We start from the raw sequence: 16,151 nt of genomic DNA, 5'->3' as shown, positions 1-16,151 counted from the left end.
TTTTCGGATTTGCCTCTCTTTTTTTATAACGATAACGAGCATTGATAAGTTGGCGGTGTAAGGAGATGAACGACATGAACGACATGTTCGACAAGCTGAAAATATTTTCACGGGACATCCTGCGCAATCGAGCGATGCTCTTGATGGTGCTGCCAGGCGCCCTCTGGTTTTTGCTGTTTTCCTACCTGCCGATGGCGGGAACGATTATTTCCTTTAAGCAGTACAGATACAGCAAGGATGGCTTTTTTGCCAGCATCATGAATAGCAAGTGGGTGGGTCTAGACAACTTTAAGTTTTTGTTCAGCACCTCGGATGCCTATATCATTACGCGCAATACGGTGCTTTATAATGCAGCCTTTATTATTTTAGGGCTTATCTTGGCCGTTGCGCTGGCGATTATTTTAGTCGAACTTACGAATAGGCGGCTGAGCAAGTTTTTTCAAACCGCAATGTTTATGCCTTATTTTCTATCATGGGTCATTGTCGGCTATTTTGTATTCAGCTTCCTCAGCTTTGATAAAGGGCTGATGAATAAGACGCTCGAATGGATGGGCATGGAGCGAATCAATTGGTATTCGGAGCCCTCCAAATGGCCGTTTATTCTCGTATTGGTCAACCTGTGGAAAGGCGTTGGCTACAGCAGCGTCGTGTATTTGGCGGCTATTATGGGAATTGACCGCTCGCTTTATGAGGCTGCGATGATTGACGGTGCAGGCAAATGGAAGCAAATTACGAATATTACGATTCCGCTGCTCGCTCCGGTTATATCGATTATGACGCTGCTCGCTGTCGGAAAAATCTTTTACGCGGATTTTGGACTCTTTTATCAGGTGCCAAGAGATTCGGGCTTGCTGTATTCAATGACCAACGTCATTGATACGTATGTGTTCCGAGGCTTGAAGGTGAACGGCGAAATCGGCATGAGCACGGCTGCCGGGCTTTATCAGTCCTTCGTCGGATTTCTGCTTGTTATGCTGTCCAACTACATCGTCAGAAGAAAAAATAAGGATAATGCCTTGTTTTAAACGAAGGAGGAGCTATAGGTGCCCGTAAAAAAACCAAAGCGTTTCGATCAAATCTCACCTGCTGCCAACTTTCTCCTGAGCCTGCTGACAGGTGTCATTGCGATTGCTTGCGTCTTTCCTTTTGTGTTCGTCGTCATCATTTCATTTACGAATGAAAAATCGCTTGCCTCGAACGGCTACCGCATTATTCCGAAGGAATGGAGCCTGGAGGCGTACCAATATATATTTCGGACAGGGGATGCGCTGCTGCGCTCGTATGGCGTCACGATTTTTGTAACGGTCGTCGGTACGCTATTGAGCCTTGTCATCATTACGCTTTATGCGTACGCTATTTCCCAGAGAAGCTTTAAATATCGTCGCTTATTCAGCTTTTTTGCGATTTTTACGATGCTGTTCAACGGCGGCATGGTGCCGACCTTCATCGTCGTTACACAGCTGCTGCATATGAAGGATACGATATGGGCGCTTATTATGCCGATGCTCGTCAATGCGTTTTATATCCTCATTATGCGAACGTTTTTCAGTACGATGGTGCCTACCGCCATTATTGAATCGGGGAAAATAGACGGGGCAAGCGAGCTGCAAACGTTTATTCGGCTTGTGCTGCCGCTGTCGCTTCCCGGCATTGCTACAATCGGCTTGTTCAATACGCTTGGCTATTGGAATGACTGGTTTAATGCACTCTTGTACATCGACACGCCTAATCTGGTGCCGCTGCAATCGATGCTGATGCGAATTGAGACGAGCATGCAGTTCATTATGCAAAATTCGACCAATTCGGCGATCAGCACCGGTATATTGCAAAACATGCCGCAGGATACGTCGCGAATGGCAATGGTCGTGCTGGCGACGGGGCCGATCGTGCTGGCTTATCCTTTTTTCCAGCGCTACTTCGTTCAAGGGCTGACGATCGGGGCGGTGAAGGAATAGGCAACCCTTGAAATTTCACCTATTGCGGCTGATTCAAAGAATTTCAAGGGTAATGGCGATCGAAAGCCAAGCTTTTCATGCAGCGAAGCTTCTTTTTCACCATACGTTTTTACCTGACGTTTAAGCTTGCAATGATTTTCACGTTCCGCTATACTGTCTATAATCTAATACATGTTATACGTTGATAGAGCGCAGTAGCAGCTTTGTCCCTGTTGCAGAAAGTCAGGGGTTGATGAGACCTGACACATACAAGGGCTGTGAATTACACTCTGGAGTATCTTGGGTAATGCCAAGCGGCAGGGCGAACGATATTTCGCCGAAAGCGGTATGAGCAGTTTTTTTCAAGCTGTTTGTGCAAGTTGGGTGGTACCACGGTTATTCAATCGTCCCTATGTCTCCAGTAGACGAGGGGCGATTTTTTGTTGCCCAAGGTGAAACGGCTGTCGCCGTCCTCTGGCGGCGCGGCGCGTTTCAGTCCGAGAAATATAAGCCCATTTATACGTGCAAAACTTATAAATTCTTATATTTCAAGCAAAAACGACTTCGTCGTCCTTCTGGGACGTGCGAAGAGCTTTGACGGAGAAATTTAAGCCTATTTATACGTGAAAAACTTATAAATTCTTATATTTTGAAAAAGCCAAGCCCAGCGCGGATTTCCGCTCATTAACGTAAAACATGCTACTATTATCGAATGGAAAAGGGGTTGTTTGCTTTGAATATTATGGATGAACTCGGATGGCGCGATGCCATTAACCAGCAGACGGATGCGGAGGGACTTCGCGAGCTGACGAATACGAAGGCAGTGTCGCTGTACTGCGGCGTTGACCCGACTGGTGACAGCATGCATATCGGACATTTGATTCCGTTTATGATGCTGAAACGTTTTCAACTCGCGGGCCATCGCCCCGTTATTCTCATTGGCGGAGCGACCGGAACGATCGGTGATCCAAGCGGACGCCAGACCGAGCGCTCGCTGCAAACGCTGGAGCAAGTGCAGGCAAATGTGGACGCGTTAAGTGCACAGCTGAAAAAGCTTTTTATGACTGACGGCGACAATCAGGTGCGCATGGTCAATAACTACGACTGGACGCACAAAATCAATGTCATTGAGTTTTTGCGCGACTTCGGTAAAAATTTCAGCCTCAATACGATGCTGGCGAAGGACGTCGTATCGAGCAGACTCGATAGCGGCATTTCGTTCACCGAGTTTTCGTACCAAATTTTGCAGTCGCTCGACTACCTGCACCTGTTCCAGAACGAGGATGTGCAGCTGCAAATCGGCGGCTCCGATCAATGGGGCAATATTACGAGCGGCCTTGACCTGATTCGGAAAAAAGAAGGCTCAGAGGCGAAAGCGTTCGGCCTGACGATTCCGCTTATGCTGAAAGCCGACGGCACGAAATTCGGCAAAACGGCGGGCGGCGCGATCTGGCTTGATCCGAACAAAACGACGCCATTCGAGTTTTACCAGTTCTGGGCGAATACCGATGACCGCGATGTCGTGAAATACTTGAAATTCTTCACGTTCCTGAGCAAAGCGGAAATTGAAGCGCTCGAGGAGAAGGTGCAAACCGAGCCTCATAAACGCGAAGCGCAGAAGGCGCTGGCAGAGGAAATGACGAAATTCGTGCACAGCGAAGAACTGCTGGAGCAGGCAAAGCGCATTACAGCGGCGTTGTTCAGCGGCGACATTCGCTCGCTGACAGCGGATGAAATCGAGCAGGGCTTTAAAGAAATGCCGACCTTCACAGCGGACGGGGAGCCGAAAAACATCGTCGACTGGCTCGTCGATCTCGGCATTGAGCCTTCCAAGCGCCAAGCGCGCGAGGATATTACGAAGGGCGCCATCTCCATGAACGGCGAGAAGGTGACGGAGCTTGAATTTACCGTTACAGCGGAGCATGCAATTGGCGGTCGGTTCATCATTATTCGCAAAGGTAAAAAAAGCTACAGCTTGGTGAAGCTGGGCTAGCGCAGCAAGGTTAAGCTGGGTTAGTGTAGCCCAGCAGAGCAGCGCAGCTGAAGCAGCTGAGCTAATGCAGTTTTGTTAGAGAATCGCAGCTGCTGCAGTTGGATTAGTCCGAGACGGTTAGCTTGCGGCCTGACGATCCGCTATTTTAAGCTTTTTGTTGATTTCAGCGTTTGAGCGGACAGGAGAGCCGTTATTCATGAAATTTCGGCTTGAAAATGGGCATTCGCAGCTATTAGCTGCCCCTGAGTCCGCGACATTCTCCATCGAGCGTTGTTTGAGGGAAATAGCGGCATTTCAGTCCGCCAAAGGTTCGGATTGAGGCCATTGCCTGGCTAAACAGGGTCGGCGTAAATATAGCCAAACAGCGTAAGGAAGCTGTTTGGCTATATTTTTTAACTATTTATGAGGAATTTCGTGCTGGAAGTCATTGGCCGCCAAGCTGGGCCTGCGATTATCCTCTTTACCCAGAAAGCTGCGCAAATCCTTGCCTGCCAGCGGCTCGTCGGCAAATCTCGGTATGATATGCAAATGAGAGTGAAACAGATGCTGTCCTGCTGCGCCTTGCGTATTCCACTGCAAATTATAGCCATCTGGCTGATGCAGCTCATCCAAATGAGCCTTCACCCTATGTACAAGCTGGTACGTATCGGCCCATTCCTGCTCCGTCAGCTCAAAAACATTTTCCCGGTGCTGCCGCGGAACAATTAAACCAGAACCAATCAAAATGTCCTGAGGCATTTGGTAAAAGATGCAGCTTTCATTGCTTAATATAGCTCGCTGCCGCGCCTCCAGTTCTGGCCTGCAAAATACGCATGAATCGTGATTCATCAATGGAATCGCTCCTTTGAAGGATAGAATGATAAGGCAATAGCTGATCGTGCGTACAGCTCTATTTTACCAGACGATAGCCTATCTAGGTAATGAAATTGAAAGCTATAGGAGTTGAAATAGGCGATGATAGATTTCGTTATCTTGCTCTTTCATTCTCTTAGGCTTACAGTCTTGATGGCTTGAGGTATAGTAAGGATAAGACGAAATGAATGGAATAGCGGGGGATAGGAATGGCACAAATGATACGGGAAGAGCTGCTTTTGCGGGCGGAGGCGGATTATCAAAAGTTTGCTGCGTCGCTGATACCGAATATTAGCAATGTAATGGGTGTTCGGCTGCCGGAGCTGCGTAAGCTTGCAGCAGAAATTGTAAAGGGCGACTGGCGCGCTTATTTGGCGGAGGCGGACGATGAATTTTTCGAGGAGGTCATGCTGCAGGGCATGGTCATTGGCCTCGTGAAGACGGATATGGAGGAGCTTCAGCGCTATATCGCCGATTTTGTGCCGAAAATCGATAATTGGTCGGTCTGCGACAGCTTCTGTGCGGGGCTGAAGGTGACCAAAAAACATTCGCAGGAAATATGGGGTTTTATCCAGCCGTATTTTGCTTCGGAGCAGGAGTATGATTTGCGCTTTGCAGCGGTTATGCTGCTTAATTTTTATGTAAATGATGAATATATAGAGCGGGTGCTTCAGCGGCTCGATCAGATTGACCATCCTGCCTATTATGTGAAAATGGCGGTGGCATGGGCGGTATCCATCTGCTACATCAAGCAACCAGAGCCGACAATGGCCTATTTGAAAAATAATGCGCTCGACACTTTCACGTATAACAAAGCGCTGCAAAAAATAACCGAATCGTACCGCATCGATCCGGATACGAAAGCGATTATCCGCAGCATGAAGCGGAAAGTCGTGAAAAGCTAATCAGGCAAGGCTGATTGAAGTAGAGTAAGTATAGTAGATGGCATACAGCGCATGCTTATTATTTAGAATGCCGGAGGGGGCACGATGAAAAACGAGCTTTTATACAAGCAGCCGAAGACGCTGCTCAATAAAGGGACCGGCTTTCTGTCAGGCTACAGTCATTCGCTGAATCCTTATACGGGCTGCGCCTTCGCTTGCTCCTATTGCTATGTGCGGGGCATGCCGGTGTCCATCTTCCGTGGACAGGAGTGGGGAAGCTGGGTTGATGTTAAGCTTGGCGCCGCCGAGCTGCTTAAGAAAGAGCTGCGAAAAGCGAGGGCGAAGGGGCCCGTGACGATTTTTATGTCCTCCAGTACGGACCCGTATCAGCCAGCCGAATATAAGGAGCAGGTGACGCGCTCCTTGCTGGAGGCGATGGCGGAGGAGCCGCCGGATTTTTTGCTTGTTCAGACGAGAAGCCCGCTCGTTACTCGCGACATCGACTTGCTGCTGCGCCTGGGAAGCCGGGTGCGCGTCAGTATGACGGTGGAGACGGATTTGGAGGCGATACGAAAGCATTTTTCGCCGATGGCTCCGCCCATTCAAGCTCGATTGAGAGCTTTGCGATTACTGAAAGAAGCTGGCGTGCCGACTCAGGCGGCGGTTGCGCCATTGCTGCCGAGCAGCGAGGCATTTGCGGGCAAGCTTGCCACGCTCGTGGATCGGGTGTGCATAGACGATTATTTTATGGGTGATGGAAGCGGCGGTAAACGAACGAGGCGACTTGGGCTTGAGACACTGTATGCGCAGCTAGGAGCTGAGGAATGGTATGAGCCTTCGGCTTACGAGACGGTTTATCTGCAGTTCCGTGAGGTATTTGCGGAGGAGCAGCTGTTTATAAGTCAGGCGGGGTTTGAGCCTTGAGGGTAGCTTTTGTAATGCGGAAACCACTACGAAAAACCTAATAGACCTCCTTGTCAATTACTAAACAGTAGGAGGTCTATTTCATGATTTATTGTTTCGATGCCTGGTGTTTTACTAAGATGTAAAGTTAGAACTGCTTTTATGGAAGCTGTCCGCTTCCTTTGTATTTGGCCGTTTTGGAGTTCCAAGTATAAACAGCAGCAGCTAGTGACCAGCCTTCATTATTGTATTTTTTCCACAGCTGTGTCACTTGCCCTTTCTTATTAATGGTTACCCCCTGATCCCCCATAATATCCAGGACGCTTTCAAGTGAAGCCTTTTTTAATCTAAATACTTCCATTCTAGTGTTGGAAGGAAAATATTCATAGGCTACTGCCACATGTTTCTCGGTTTTTGTAACAGAGAAAATTTGAACTGTTGGAGACGCAAAGTCTTCATCGCTAATGATTTCTGTAGTGATAAGCTCAATTGCTCCTTTAGCATTGATAAAATAGAAGTTTCCCGACTCTGCCAAAATAAAATGTTCAGCTTTTTTGTCATTGTTTAAGTCTCCAGATTTGCTAACGGAGATTTTCTCTTTGGGGTATTTTTTCTTAAACAAATCTTCTGGTTTGGAATTGGCTGCATTTGTGATACTTGTAGGAATCATAAGTAATGTGAGGATTAGAACGAATAGAAACCATTTTTTGTTTAAAATAACACTTCACCTACTTTAGCAATATTTAGATACATATTATAACACTTTTTCCGCATAAGTCATCCTGGATAATGTATGATTTTTAGAAGGCAAGTTAGTTAAACAAATGATATATTAAAAAAAAGGCTGTCGAGATCCCTCGACAGCCTTTTCATCGTTCCATGATATAGTCTACTATTTCGTCACACTACTCAGCTTATAAGCCCCATCAGCGAGCCTGTTCGTGTTCGCAAAGTCGACGCCTGGGGCATTCGTTTGCGGATTAATGATCGCAATCGCGATATCATAGGTTCCCGAAGCAAGGCTGGAGACAGGAATCGAATCGCTAATTGTATAAGTGCCTGTTTTCCAAGTGCGCAAATCGACTGTTGTCGTTTTCTTCGCGACGACCGTATTGCCGCTGCGCAGCTGAATTTCGACTGGCCAGCCGAATGGGAAGTGCTGGACGCCTTTATTTTCTAGCTTGATCGTTGTAGCAAACGTGCTTCCAGTTATAGCAGATGGATGTGAAATTTCTTTCACAACAAAATGATAGCCCATCCGTTTTTTCAGGGTATCGATATTGCTTTGCAGCGTATTGCCTACCGCGAGCGAAGCAGGCGAGTTAGGACCAAGCCAGCTTGGCTTGCTCAGCTCCGTCTGGCGTTGCGTTTCCGTAAAGCCGCTGCCCGTAGTGAGCGCGGCAGTCATGCCGGACGCTCCGCCGTAAAACTCCCCGCCAGAAATACGCGTCTCCCAAAAGTTAGCGTGCGCTGGCTGCTGCTGGCCGATATCGTCCCAGTAGCCATTTTGTGTGCCGGTATACCAGCCCCAATCCGCATCGAAGCTGTCTTTATGTCCAAACACATCGTTAAACATGCCCATAACTAGCCCCTTATTGTTCGTTTTGGCAAGGGCGATGCTGCGTCTGATCAGTACCTGCATTTTGTCCTCTTTGCCGGCGAAGGCATCAATATAATGCTGCACATATTGATTCGAAATCGCATTTGGCGGGAAGACGCCCGTGTAATTCGCTTCGCCATTTGGCCCTACATAAGGCCATGTGTGAAATTCCGCCCAATGGCCAATCGAGCCGATTTGGACAAAAGCGACAGGGCGCTCATTTGTATTATACCGGGCGGCAATCGCTTCAATAGCAAGCTTATGCCGCTCTATTAGATAAGCAGAGCTGTAGTTGGGCGAAAAGCCCATATTGTTGCCGGTGCCCATGCCGCCAGTCGTATCGTTATAGGCGGTGCCTGGAGATTGGCCGAGGGCGACCATATCATTGTAAAGCCAATCGGGAATATCCCGGTGCGCTGCGCCAGTTGGGCTATCTAGAATAAACCGCAGCACAACTTTAACGCCTAAACTGTTCCAATGAGCGAAATTATTCGTCGCTTCAATGGCTGCGAAGTTATATGTTCCTTTCGTCGACTCAAGCTCCTTCCACGTTACCCCGGCATAAACGAGCTTGTGCTGCTGAGGGTAGCCTGTCGTTTTAGCGGATGGAGCCCAGCCTTTAAACGGGTTATTAAGAGGGCTGTCCAGCTCAACTGGGTATGCGATCGTTGTCGCTCCGCCAGGGTCGCCTGAACCGCCGCTTGAAGCAAGCAAATAGGAGGGAAGCGTCTGGCTTGCCGCCGGCAGCCGCGAGGTCGTCGAGTTGTTATCGATATAGCCAGCCTGAATGGTGCTGCCAGCGCTAATCTGTAAAGTGGCTAAAGGTATGGCGACCTCAATAACGGTAGAGCTGCGGAAAAATTGCGAGGAGGAGAGGGTCGTATTCGCATTCCAGCTCCAGCTGCTTCCGGTTCCCGCATAGCGGTATAACCCGGCATTTTCCAGCAACCATTCAATGCCGGTAGCACCCCAGCCTGATGCTTGATAGCCCGTTGCCGTGTTGTTGTCCGTGTTCAGCCAGAAGCTGCCCATTGCCGTGCTTAAGCCTGAGCCTTGGATGAGCAAATACAGATTTGTTCCATCGTTTGTCATTTTGAAGCTTTGAGCGGCTCCAGTACCTGTAGCGAGCGCATTAATGCTGCTCCAATCGCTTACATTCCCATCGACCGTAATCGTAGCGGCTTGTGCTTCCGGAAGCGTGCCAATCGGCTGGAAGATTGCGAAGACGAGTGCAAAAGTCAAAAATAAATGGACTAAAAGCTTTTTGTTGCCGGCTGCTTTAAACATGGTAAACCTCCTTGGGTTATAGGGTTGTCCCGCTCTAGGCCATTCGAATGAATGAAAGGCCGTCTATCCTTCCATTTTACAGGCAAATCACCCCCTTTCAGTAGGCAAGCGGTTTGTTCCAAGCTGTCTTGGCTTTGTTACATTCATGAGAGTATTTTGTACAAATCATCTAGGTGATAGATTTTCAAAATTAAAATTTGCGGCAAATAATTCGAAGTGTTTTCATGATGCGGAAGTCGTTTATATGTTGCATTATAGGCGATATGAGCATACAGAACAAGAGAAATTTTCCAGATCAAGTGTGAAAATTGCCTAAATATAAAGCAGTTGACAAACGTCAATTCAATGTAATAATCTATATCAAACGAAAGGAAATTTGCGGCAAATATTAGTTGAGTTAAAAAGAGTGGTTTGACGAAAGTTGTTTTGTAAACGCTTCAAAAATAATAAAACCTTATATAATTACGGATAAATCAAGGTTTATAGCCGAAATCAATTTATTTGCCGCAAATACAGAGATAATTTAGCCAAAAATTGATTGACATCAAGAGCGAACTGTTTTACTATCGTAATCAGATATAAAACTTTGTTAGATAACCTAACATGAGGTGCGGCGGATAATGATTGCCGCAAAATTAATGACAACGGAGTGTGTAGACATGGGGAACATTAGAATGGCTTTTATCGGTGTCGGCGACATGGGGTCGCATCATTGCATCGGGTTTGATTTGCTTCAAGGCAGTGACGTTCGCTATATCTGCGATATGAACGAAGCTAACGTAGCACGCACCGTTGCTGAGCTTAAAAACAGCAGTCCGGTCATCGTAACGGATTACCATGAGCTGCTTCATAAAGAGGATTTGGATGCGGTTGTTATCAGCGTTCCGAACTATTTGCACCGCGAGGTAGCGGTTGCTTTTCTGGAGGCAGGCAAGCATGTGTTTCTGGAAAAGCCGGTTGCCCACACAATTAAAGATTGCGATGCCATTATTGAAGCGGCAGAAAAATCTGGGCGTATTTTGCAAATCGGGCTCGTTTACCGTTATTCCAACTTATACCGCCGGATGGCTAAGGAATTGGAAAATGGGCGTCTGGGCGATGTAAAGCTAATGTGGTGCAAGGAGTTCCGTGATCCATTCCCGCCTACCGAATGGTTTTATGACAAGTCGAGGTCGGGCGGAGCGATCGTCGAGAAGGATTGCCATCACTTTGATATTTTCAACTGGATGATTCAGGCGAATCCGGTACGCGTATTTGCTTCAGGCGGCCAGCATGTGATGAAGCAGGGGCAAGAGAATCTCATTACGAATTCCTACAGCCATTATCCAGCGAAAAATATTTCCGATACGTCGATCGTCGATCACGCCTTCATTACGATTGATTATGACAACGGCAGTAAGGCGAACCTCGGCCTTTGCATGTATTTGAAGCCAAGAAACCTGCTTGGCGAAGGACTTGAAATCGGCTTGATTGGCGACAATGGCGGACAGATGGTTGCGCGCAACGACAAGACGATTGATATCGTCGGCGGCGAGGATTGGACGAAGGATCATCTCGATATTGATGTAACGTCGGATTCCATTATGGGCGGCCATACGGGCGGCCAAACGCAGCGTATCGATTTCCTGAAATGCGTAAGAGAAGGCAAACAGCCGTTTGCGACGGCGCAGGTTGGTCGTAATGCACTGCTGATTGCGCTCGCTGCCGAAAAATCTATTTTAGAAGAACGGTATGTCTATTTAGAAGAAATCACTGGCTAAGGGGTGTCATGATGAATAGCTTGCGAAAATATGACACATTGCTGTTTTTCCTATTTATTATGCCATGGATCATTGGCTTTACGATCTTCTTCCTGATTCCATTCGGCACTTCGGTGTTTTACGCCTTTACGGATGCGAAGCTGCCAGGCGCGGTCAATTATAGCTTTGTCGGCTTTGATAACTTCATTCATATGATCGATGATCCTATTTTTCTGAAAAGCTTGCTCAACACGATGTATTTCGTCGTTTTCGGTGTGCCGATCGTAACGGCGGGCATGCTGGTGCTGGCGATGCTGCTTAATTTTAATGTGAAGGGCATTGCACTGTTCCGTACCTTCTATTACTTGCCTACGCTTGTGCCAATTGTGGCAACCGTCATTATTTGGCGGCTCGTCTTCAATGCGGAGTTCGGCATCTTGAATTTGGGGCTCGGCCTGCTCGGCTTTGATAAGATCGATTGGATCGGCGGCGAGCATACGATTAAGCCGGTTATCATTTTGCTGCAGGTGTGGATTTCGGGAAGTGGGGTGCTGATCTTTTTGGCGGCGCTCAAAAATGTACCGAGGCATTTGTATGAAGCGGCTGAAATTGACGGTGCGGCGGGTGTCCGCAAATTTTTAGCCATCACGCTGCCGATGATCAGCCCTTCGATTTTGTTCGTTATCATTATTCAAACGATGTACAACTTTCAAATGTTTACGGAGGCGCTGCTGCTCTCCAAGGGCGGCCCGAACTATGCAGCCTATACATTTGTCTACAATATTTACAAATCGGCCTTTACCGACTTGAAGTTCAGCATGGCGATGTCACAATCGATCTTCCTGTTCGCGCTGATCTCGCTCGTCACCTTTGTGCTGATGAAAATATCGAATCGCTTCGTGTATTACGAAGGAGAGAGATAGGGGGATCTATATGAATGGCGGGCAAAAAAGCAGCATGACAGCGACGATCTCCAAATATGTATTGCTGCTCGCAGCGTTGGTGTTATTTGTAGGGCCTCTCGTGTGGATGCTCTCGACGATGATGAAGACGAAGGCGGAGACGTACAAGGTGCCGCCGACTATTTTTCCAGAACAGATGAACTTTGAGGCGTTTGAGCGATTGTTCGCCGTCCAGCCCATGATGTGGCAGTGGATTCAAAACTCCTTTGCGATTTCGTTTTTCGTCGCTGCGGGCGCTGTCGTTTCCAGCTCCATTGTGGCTTATGGCTTTTCGCGTTTTGCGACGAAATACCGGGATAAGCTTTTTCCGATCGTGCTGCTGACGCTGATGATTCCGCCGTCTATTATGATGATTCCATCGTATGTGCTGTTCGCGAAGCTGGGGTGGATTGATACATGGCTGCCGCTGATCGTTCCGGCATGGCTCGGAGGCGCCTATTACATTTTTCTATTCCGGCAATTTTTTCTGACGATTCCGCAGGAGCTTGATGAAGCGACTTACCTCGATGGCGGCAATCGCTGGACTGTATATGCGAGAGTCATTATGCCGCTGTCCAAGCCAATTATTATTACGACGATCATTTTCGCTTTCGTCAACTCTTGGCTCGATTTTCTCGGACCGTTTCTGTATATCAAAAATAATGAGCTGTTCACGCTAAGTGTTGGCCTGCAGCTGCTGATTGGACAGACGAGCCAGGATTTCCCGGCGCTTGCGGCCGGTGCTTTCATTAGTATCATTCCAATTGGCCTGCTGTATTTCTTCGCACAACGCTACATTGTGGAAGGGGTGGTGCTGACGGGCTCCAAAGGATAGTCGCGCGGTCTGGTTCTGGTTTTCTTGCTTTCTACATGATGTAAAAGGGGAACTGTATATGAAAACGAAGAGCAAATGGAAGTTGAGTGTAGGTACTACGTTGTTGGCTACGTCTATTCTTGTAACGGGCTGCGGAGGCGGCAATGCAGGCGGGCAGACGAATACGGCGAATCCAGCAAGCGCCGGTGGCAATTCCAGCACGCCAGCTGAAGAGGCTGTCACGATTACCTATTCTCAGTGGGGAACGGCCGAGGAGCTTCAGCGCACACAGGAATTGCTAAACAAGTTCATGACGGCTAATCCGAGCATTACGGTCAAGCTGGAAGGCAAGGACTGGGGCAGCTATTGGGACGGGCTGACGGCGAATGCCGCTGGAGGAACGCTTCCGGACGTATTTAAAACGAGCTATGCTTATGTAGAGAAATATGCGGGGCTGGGCATTTTTAAAGAGCTGGACGGCTTGCTCACCGACAATAAATTTGATTTGAACAATGTCGATCCTAGCCTGCTCGGTCTTCATAAATATCAGGGCAAGCAGGTGTCGCTGCCGATTGATGCGAATGTCATCGTTTGGTACTACAATAAAGCATTGTTCTCTGATGAAAAAACAAACCCGCTGAAGGCGCCGATGCCATCGCTTGAGCCAACTTGGGATGAAATTACCGATATTGCGACGAAGCTGACGTTTGATAAAAACGGCAAAAACGCAGGCGAAGCGGGCTTTGATGGCAAAAACATCGTGCAATGGGGCCTTTCGATTTCCCCAGGCTCGACCATGGATTGGTTCCTTGAGCCTGAGCTGTGGTCGAACGGCGGCAAGCTCGTCAATGATGATGGAACGCTTGCGCTCGATACCCCGGAATCGATTGAAGTGCTGCAATATTTTATTGATTTGACGAAAAATAAAAAGATCAACACAACGCCTGCGCAAATCGAAGGGCTTGGCGGCCAAGTCAACCTTGCGATTACAACGGGCAAGGTTGCTATGAATCCGGGCGGCAGCTGGAACACCGCCAACTATAAAGAAGCGGGCATTGATTACGGCATCTCTTATTTGCCGAAATTTAAGACGAACCAAACGGTTGTCCAGCCTGCGGGCATGGCAATCAGCGCTAATACGAAGCATGAAGCGGCGGCTTACAAGCTACTGGCATGGCTTGCGGGCCCTGAAGGGCAGACGGAGCTTGCTAAGCAGGGCTATTCGATTCCGGCGAATAAAGCGGCATCGGATGCTTATATTGAAACGATGGGCGAAGCGAACAAAATCTTCCTTGACGCCCAGCAATACGGCATCGTATCGCCATTCACGGCGAAGAAAACCGACCTCGTATGGACGTATGGCGAGCAATCGCTCAAGCTTCCGCTTGCGGGTGAAGGCGATCTAATGGCGGCGATTAAGGAATTGACCTCCAAAGTAAACTAAAACGACAAATAACAGCAGCATTGGAGCCGTGCTTAAGGTTCCGAGCTGCTGTTGTTTTGTGTTTGTATAAGCTGTGGCCTATAGAATGCCGATATAATAGAAAAGCTAGCCACGGGGCCATCTATCTGACAAAATAAGCAGAGGTCTATAGTACAGTGGCTGCTATTACAAAAGTGGAGCATTCCTCAAGGAGATGATCGTTCGTCATGAAAATGAATAAATATGTAATCGCCATGCTCGGCGTGGCGATGTTCACCTTGCTGGTCATCGGTGTTTCGGGACCGGACGTTTCGGCAGAGGGAGCCGAATATTATGTTGCAACGACAGGCAATGATTCCAATGCCGGTACGATAACCGCGCCATGGAAAACACTGCAGCATGCAGCTGATGCGGTACCGGCTGGAAGCACAGTTTACGTTCGGGGTGGCGTGTATAACCAGAAGCTGAACATGACCCGTTCCGGCTCTGCTGCGGCAGGGCCAATCCTCTTCACGAATTATGCAAAAGAAGTCGCTGTTATTGACGGCACGGGACTGACGGCGAGTGGTGCGGAAGGCCTCGTTAGCTTGACCGATGTCAGCCATGTGACCATTAAGGGCTTGGAAATCCGCAATTTTATAAGCACTTCGAAAAATAAGGTGCCGATAGGCATCTATGTGAGCGGAGCTGGAAGCTATATCAGCCTGCTGGACAATAAAGTTCATGCGATTAAAAATACGGTGACACCGACAGGCAGCGGCTTGCAGGGCCGTGATGCTCATGGGATTGCCGTATATGGCACAAAGGCGCCGGCTTCGCTCAACCATGTGACGATTGACGGCAATGAGCTGTACAATTTGGTACTCGGCTCCAGCGAATCGCTTGTGCTCAATGGCAATGTGGATACGTTCGAAGTAACGAATAATCTGATCCATGACAATGACAATATCGGCATCGACCTGATCGGCTTTGAGGGGACCGCCCCGAATACAGCCTATGATCAGGTTCGGGGCGGTCTAGTGAAGGACAACCGGGTCTACAACATTACGTCCAATAACAATCCTTCTTATGGCAAGAAGCTGCCCAACAACAGCCATGCAGCTGGCGGCATTTATGTCGATGGCGGCAAGGACAGCATCATCGAGCAAAACTACAGCTACAACAATGATATTGGAATTGAAATTGCGTCCGAGCATAAAGGGAAATCAACGAGCCATATTACGGTGCGAAGCAATGTTATTTACAACAACCGTCTAACCGGTATTGCAATGGGCGGCTATGATAAGCAGCGCGGTTCCACGACAGACAGCAAGATCATCAACAATACGCTGTACAAAAATGATACAATCGGTGACGGCGCCGGCCAGCTGTACGTTCAATTTGACACAAAAAATAATGTGGTCAAAAACAATATTATGGTGGCCAGCTCGACAGGCGTTCTCATCTATAATGAATATACGCAAAACGTCGGCAACATCGTCGACTATAATTTGTATTTTACGCCAGGCGGAAGCTCGGATGCTTATTGGGTTTGGAAAAATGTCGAGTATAACGGCTACGCGGCATACAAGGCGAATTCTAGCAGCGATTCACATTCTGTATTTGCAGATCCTAAGTTCGCAAATGTCTTATTGAATGACTTCCATCTGCAAGCGACGTCCCCAGCTATGGATGCTGGTGACACGGATACCGCCCTTATCGGTACGCTGGATATCGATGGGCAGCCGCGTGTACAGGGTACAGCTGTTAATATTGGTGCAGATGAGTAATGGCAGAGCTTA

14 protein-coding genes and 1 other annotated feature are annotated in these 16,151 nt (G+C 48.2%); of the genes, 11 read left to right on the top strand and 3 right to left on the bottom strand.

Going from position 1 to position 16,151, the window contains the following annotated elements; genetic code table 11:
- The first annotated feature begins 74 nt into the window (after positions 1 to 74).
- From ACSR9A_RS24250 to ACSR9A_RS24235, 4 genes are all read left to right on the top strand, one after another.
- Positions 75 to 1,025: an ABC transporter permease gene (locus ACSR9A_RS24250; RefSeq protein WP_473760069.1), complete on the top strand. Its 951-nt coding sequence runs from the start codon at positions 75 to 77 to the stop codon at positions 1,023 to 1,025.
- Positions 1,026 to 1,076: 51 nt separating this feature from the next.
- Positions 1,077 to 1,955, top strand: a complete 879-nt coding sequence (locus tag ACSR9A_RS24245) for a carbohydrate ABC transporter permease (RefSeq protein WP_473760255.1) — start codon at positions 1,077 to 1,079, stop codon at positions 1,953 to 1,955.
- A 172-nt stretch (positions 1,956 to 2,127) separates the two neighbouring features.
- Positions 2,128 to 2,349, top strand: a binding site (T-box leader).
- A gap of 318 nt (positions 2,350 to 2,667) precedes the next feature.
- Positions 2,668 to 3,927 (top strand): tyrosine--tRNA ligase, encoded by a 1,260-nt coding sequence (gene tyrS, locus ACSR9A_RS24240; protein ID WP_473760067.1) that lies wholly within the window; start codon positions 2,668 to 2,670, stop codon positions 3,925 to 3,927.
- Between the two features lie 196 nt (positions 3,928 to 4,123).
- Positions 4,124 to 4,246 carry a hypothetical protein gene (locus ACSR9A_RS24235; protein WP_473760065.1) on the top strand — a complete coding sequence of 41 codons (123 nt, stop codon included), beginning with the start codon at positions 4,124 to 4,126 and terminating at the stop codon, positions 4,244 to 4,246.
- A gap of 77 nt (positions 4,247 to 4,323) precedes the next feature.
- Here the strand turns inward: ACSR9A_RS24235 and ACSR9A_RS24230 are convergent, their stop codons facing one another.
- Positions 4,324 to 4,755, bottom strand: a complete 432-nt coding sequence (locus ACSR9A_RS24230) for an HIT family protein (RefSeq protein ID WP_473760063.1) — start codon at positions 4,753 to 4,755, stop codon at positions 4,324 to 4,326.
- A gap of 233 nt (positions 4,756 to 4,988) precedes the next feature.
- Between ACSR9A_RS24230 and ACSR9A_RS24225 the strand changes: the two genes are divergently transcribed.
- Both ACSR9A_RS24225 and ACSR9A_RS24220 read left to right on the top strand, forming a co-directional pair.
- A complete protein-coding gene (locus ACSR9A_RS24225) occupies positions 4,989 to 5,684 on the top strand; it encodes a DNA alkylation repair protein (protein WP_473760062.1) in 696 nt (231 codons plus the stop codon).
- Positions 5,685 to 5,768: 84 nt separating this feature from the next.
- Positions 5,769 to 6,587 (top strand): SPL family radical SAM protein, encoded by an 819-nt coding sequence (locus tag ACSR9A_RS24220; protein WP_473760060.1) that lies wholly within the window; start codon positions 5,769 to 5,771, stop codon positions 6,585 to 6,587.
- 139 nt (positions 6,588 to 6,726) lie between these two features.
- Here ACSR9A_RS24220 and ACSR9A_RS24215 read toward each other — a convergent pair whose 3' ends face one another.
- On the bottom strand, positions 6,727 to 7,188 hold the full coding sequence (locus ACSR9A_RS24215) for a hypothetical protein (protein ID WP_473760058.1): 462 nt from the start codon (positions 7,186 to 7,188) through the stop codon (positions 6,727 to 6,729).
- Positions 7,189 to 7,458: 270 nt separating this feature from the next.
- Positions 7,459 to 9,453, bottom strand: a complete 1,995-nt coding sequence (locus tag ACSR9A_RS24210; RefSeq protein WP_473760056.1) for a DUF4832 domain-containing protein — start codon at positions 9,451 to 9,453, stop codon at positions 7,459 to 7,461.
- A 659-nt stretch (positions 9,454 to 10,112) separates the two neighbouring features.
- Here ACSR9A_RS24210 and ACSR9A_RS24205 point away from each other — a divergent pair.
- From ACSR9A_RS24205 to ACSR9A_RS24185, 5 genes are all read left to right on the top strand, one after another.
- A complete protein-coding gene (locus tag ACSR9A_RS24205; protein ID WP_473760054.1) occupies positions 10,113 to 11,213 on the top strand; it encodes a Gfo/Idh/MocA family protein in 1,101 nt (366 codons plus the stop codon).
- Positions 11,214 to 11,221: 8 nt separating this feature from the next.
- Entirely contained in the window at positions 11,222 to 12,115 is an 894-nt protein-coding gene (locus ACSR9A_RS24200; RefSeq protein WP_473760052.1) for a carbohydrate ABC transporter permease, read from the top strand.
- Between the two features lie 10 nt (positions 12,116 to 12,125).
- Positions 12,126 to 12,968, top strand: a complete 843-nt coding sequence (locus tag ACSR9A_RS24195) for a carbohydrate ABC transporter permease (RefSeq protein WP_473760051.1) — start codon at positions 12,126 to 12,128, stop codon at positions 12,966 to 12,968.
- Between the two features lie 58 nt (positions 12,969 to 13,026).
- Complete coding sequence (locus tag ACSR9A_RS24190; protein ID WP_473760049.1) at positions 13,027 to 14,391, top strand: ABC transporter substrate-binding protein; 1,365 nt, start codon at positions 13,027 to 13,029, stop codon at positions 14,389 to 14,391.
- A 248-nt stretch (positions 14,392 to 14,639) separates the two neighbouring features.
- Positions 14,640 to 16,139: a right-handed parallel beta-helix repeat-containing protein gene (locus ACSR9A_RS24185; protein WP_473760254.1), complete on the top strand. Its 1,500-nt coding sequence runs from the start codon at positions 14,640 to 14,642 to the stop codon at positions 16,137 to 16,139.
- Positions 16,140 to 16,151 lie beyond the last annotated feature (12 nt).

It is taken from the genome of Paenibacillus sp. R-74696 (assembly GCF_055814915.1).
This window is presented reverse-complemented; position numbering and strand designations above follow the sequence as displayed.

What these genes read in the sequence shown, in the direction of transcription:
- ACSR9A_RS24250 (WP_473760069.1), top strand. Translation starts at nt 75, where the DNA reads ATGAACGACATGTTCGACAAGCTGAAAATATTTTCACGGGACATCCTG.
- ACSR9A_RS24235 (WP_473760065.1), top strand. Translation starts at nt 4,124, where the DNA reads ATGAAATTTCGGCTTGAAAATGGGCATTCGCAGCTATTAGCTGCCCCT.
- ACSR9A_RS24230 (WP_473760063.1), bottom strand. Translation starts at nt 4,755, where the DNA reads ATGAATCACGATTCATGCGTATTTTGCAGGCCAGAACTGGAGGCGCGG.
- ACSR9A_RS24225 (WP_473760062.1), top strand. Translation starts at nt 4,989, where the DNA reads ATGGCACAAATGATACGGGAAGAGCTGCTTTTGCGGGCGGAGGCGGAT.
- ACSR9A_RS24220 (WP_473760060.1), top strand. Translation starts at nt 5,769, where the DNA reads ATGAAAAACGAGCTTTTATACAAGCAGCCGAAGACGCTGCTCAATAAA.
- ACSR9A_RS24210 (WP_473760056.1), bottom strand. Translation starts at nt 9,453, where the DNA reads ATGTTTAAAGCAGCCGGCAACAAAAAGCTTTTAGTCCATTTATTTTTG.
- ACSR9A_RS24205 (WP_473760054.1), top strand. Translation starts at nt 10,113, where the DNA reads ATGGGGAACATTAGAATGGCTTTTATCGGTGTCGGCGACATGGGGTCG.
- ACSR9A_RS24200 (WP_473760052.1), top strand. Translation starts at nt 11,222, where the DNA reads ATGATGAATAGCTTGCGAAAATATGACACATTGCTGTTTTTCCTATTT.
- ACSR9A_RS24195 (WP_473760051.1), top strand. Translation starts at nt 12,126, where the DNA reads ATGAATGGCGGGCAAAAAAGCAGCATGACAGCGACGATCTCCAAATAT.
- ACSR9A_RS24190 (WP_473760049.1), top strand. Translation starts at nt 13,027, where the DNA reads ATGAAAACGAAGAGCAAATGGAAGTTGAGTGTAGGTACTACGTTGTTG.
- ACSR9A_RS24185 (WP_473760254.1), top strand. Translation starts at nt 14,640, where the DNA reads ATGTTCACCTTGCTGGTCATCGGTGTTTCGGGACCGGACGTTTCGGCA.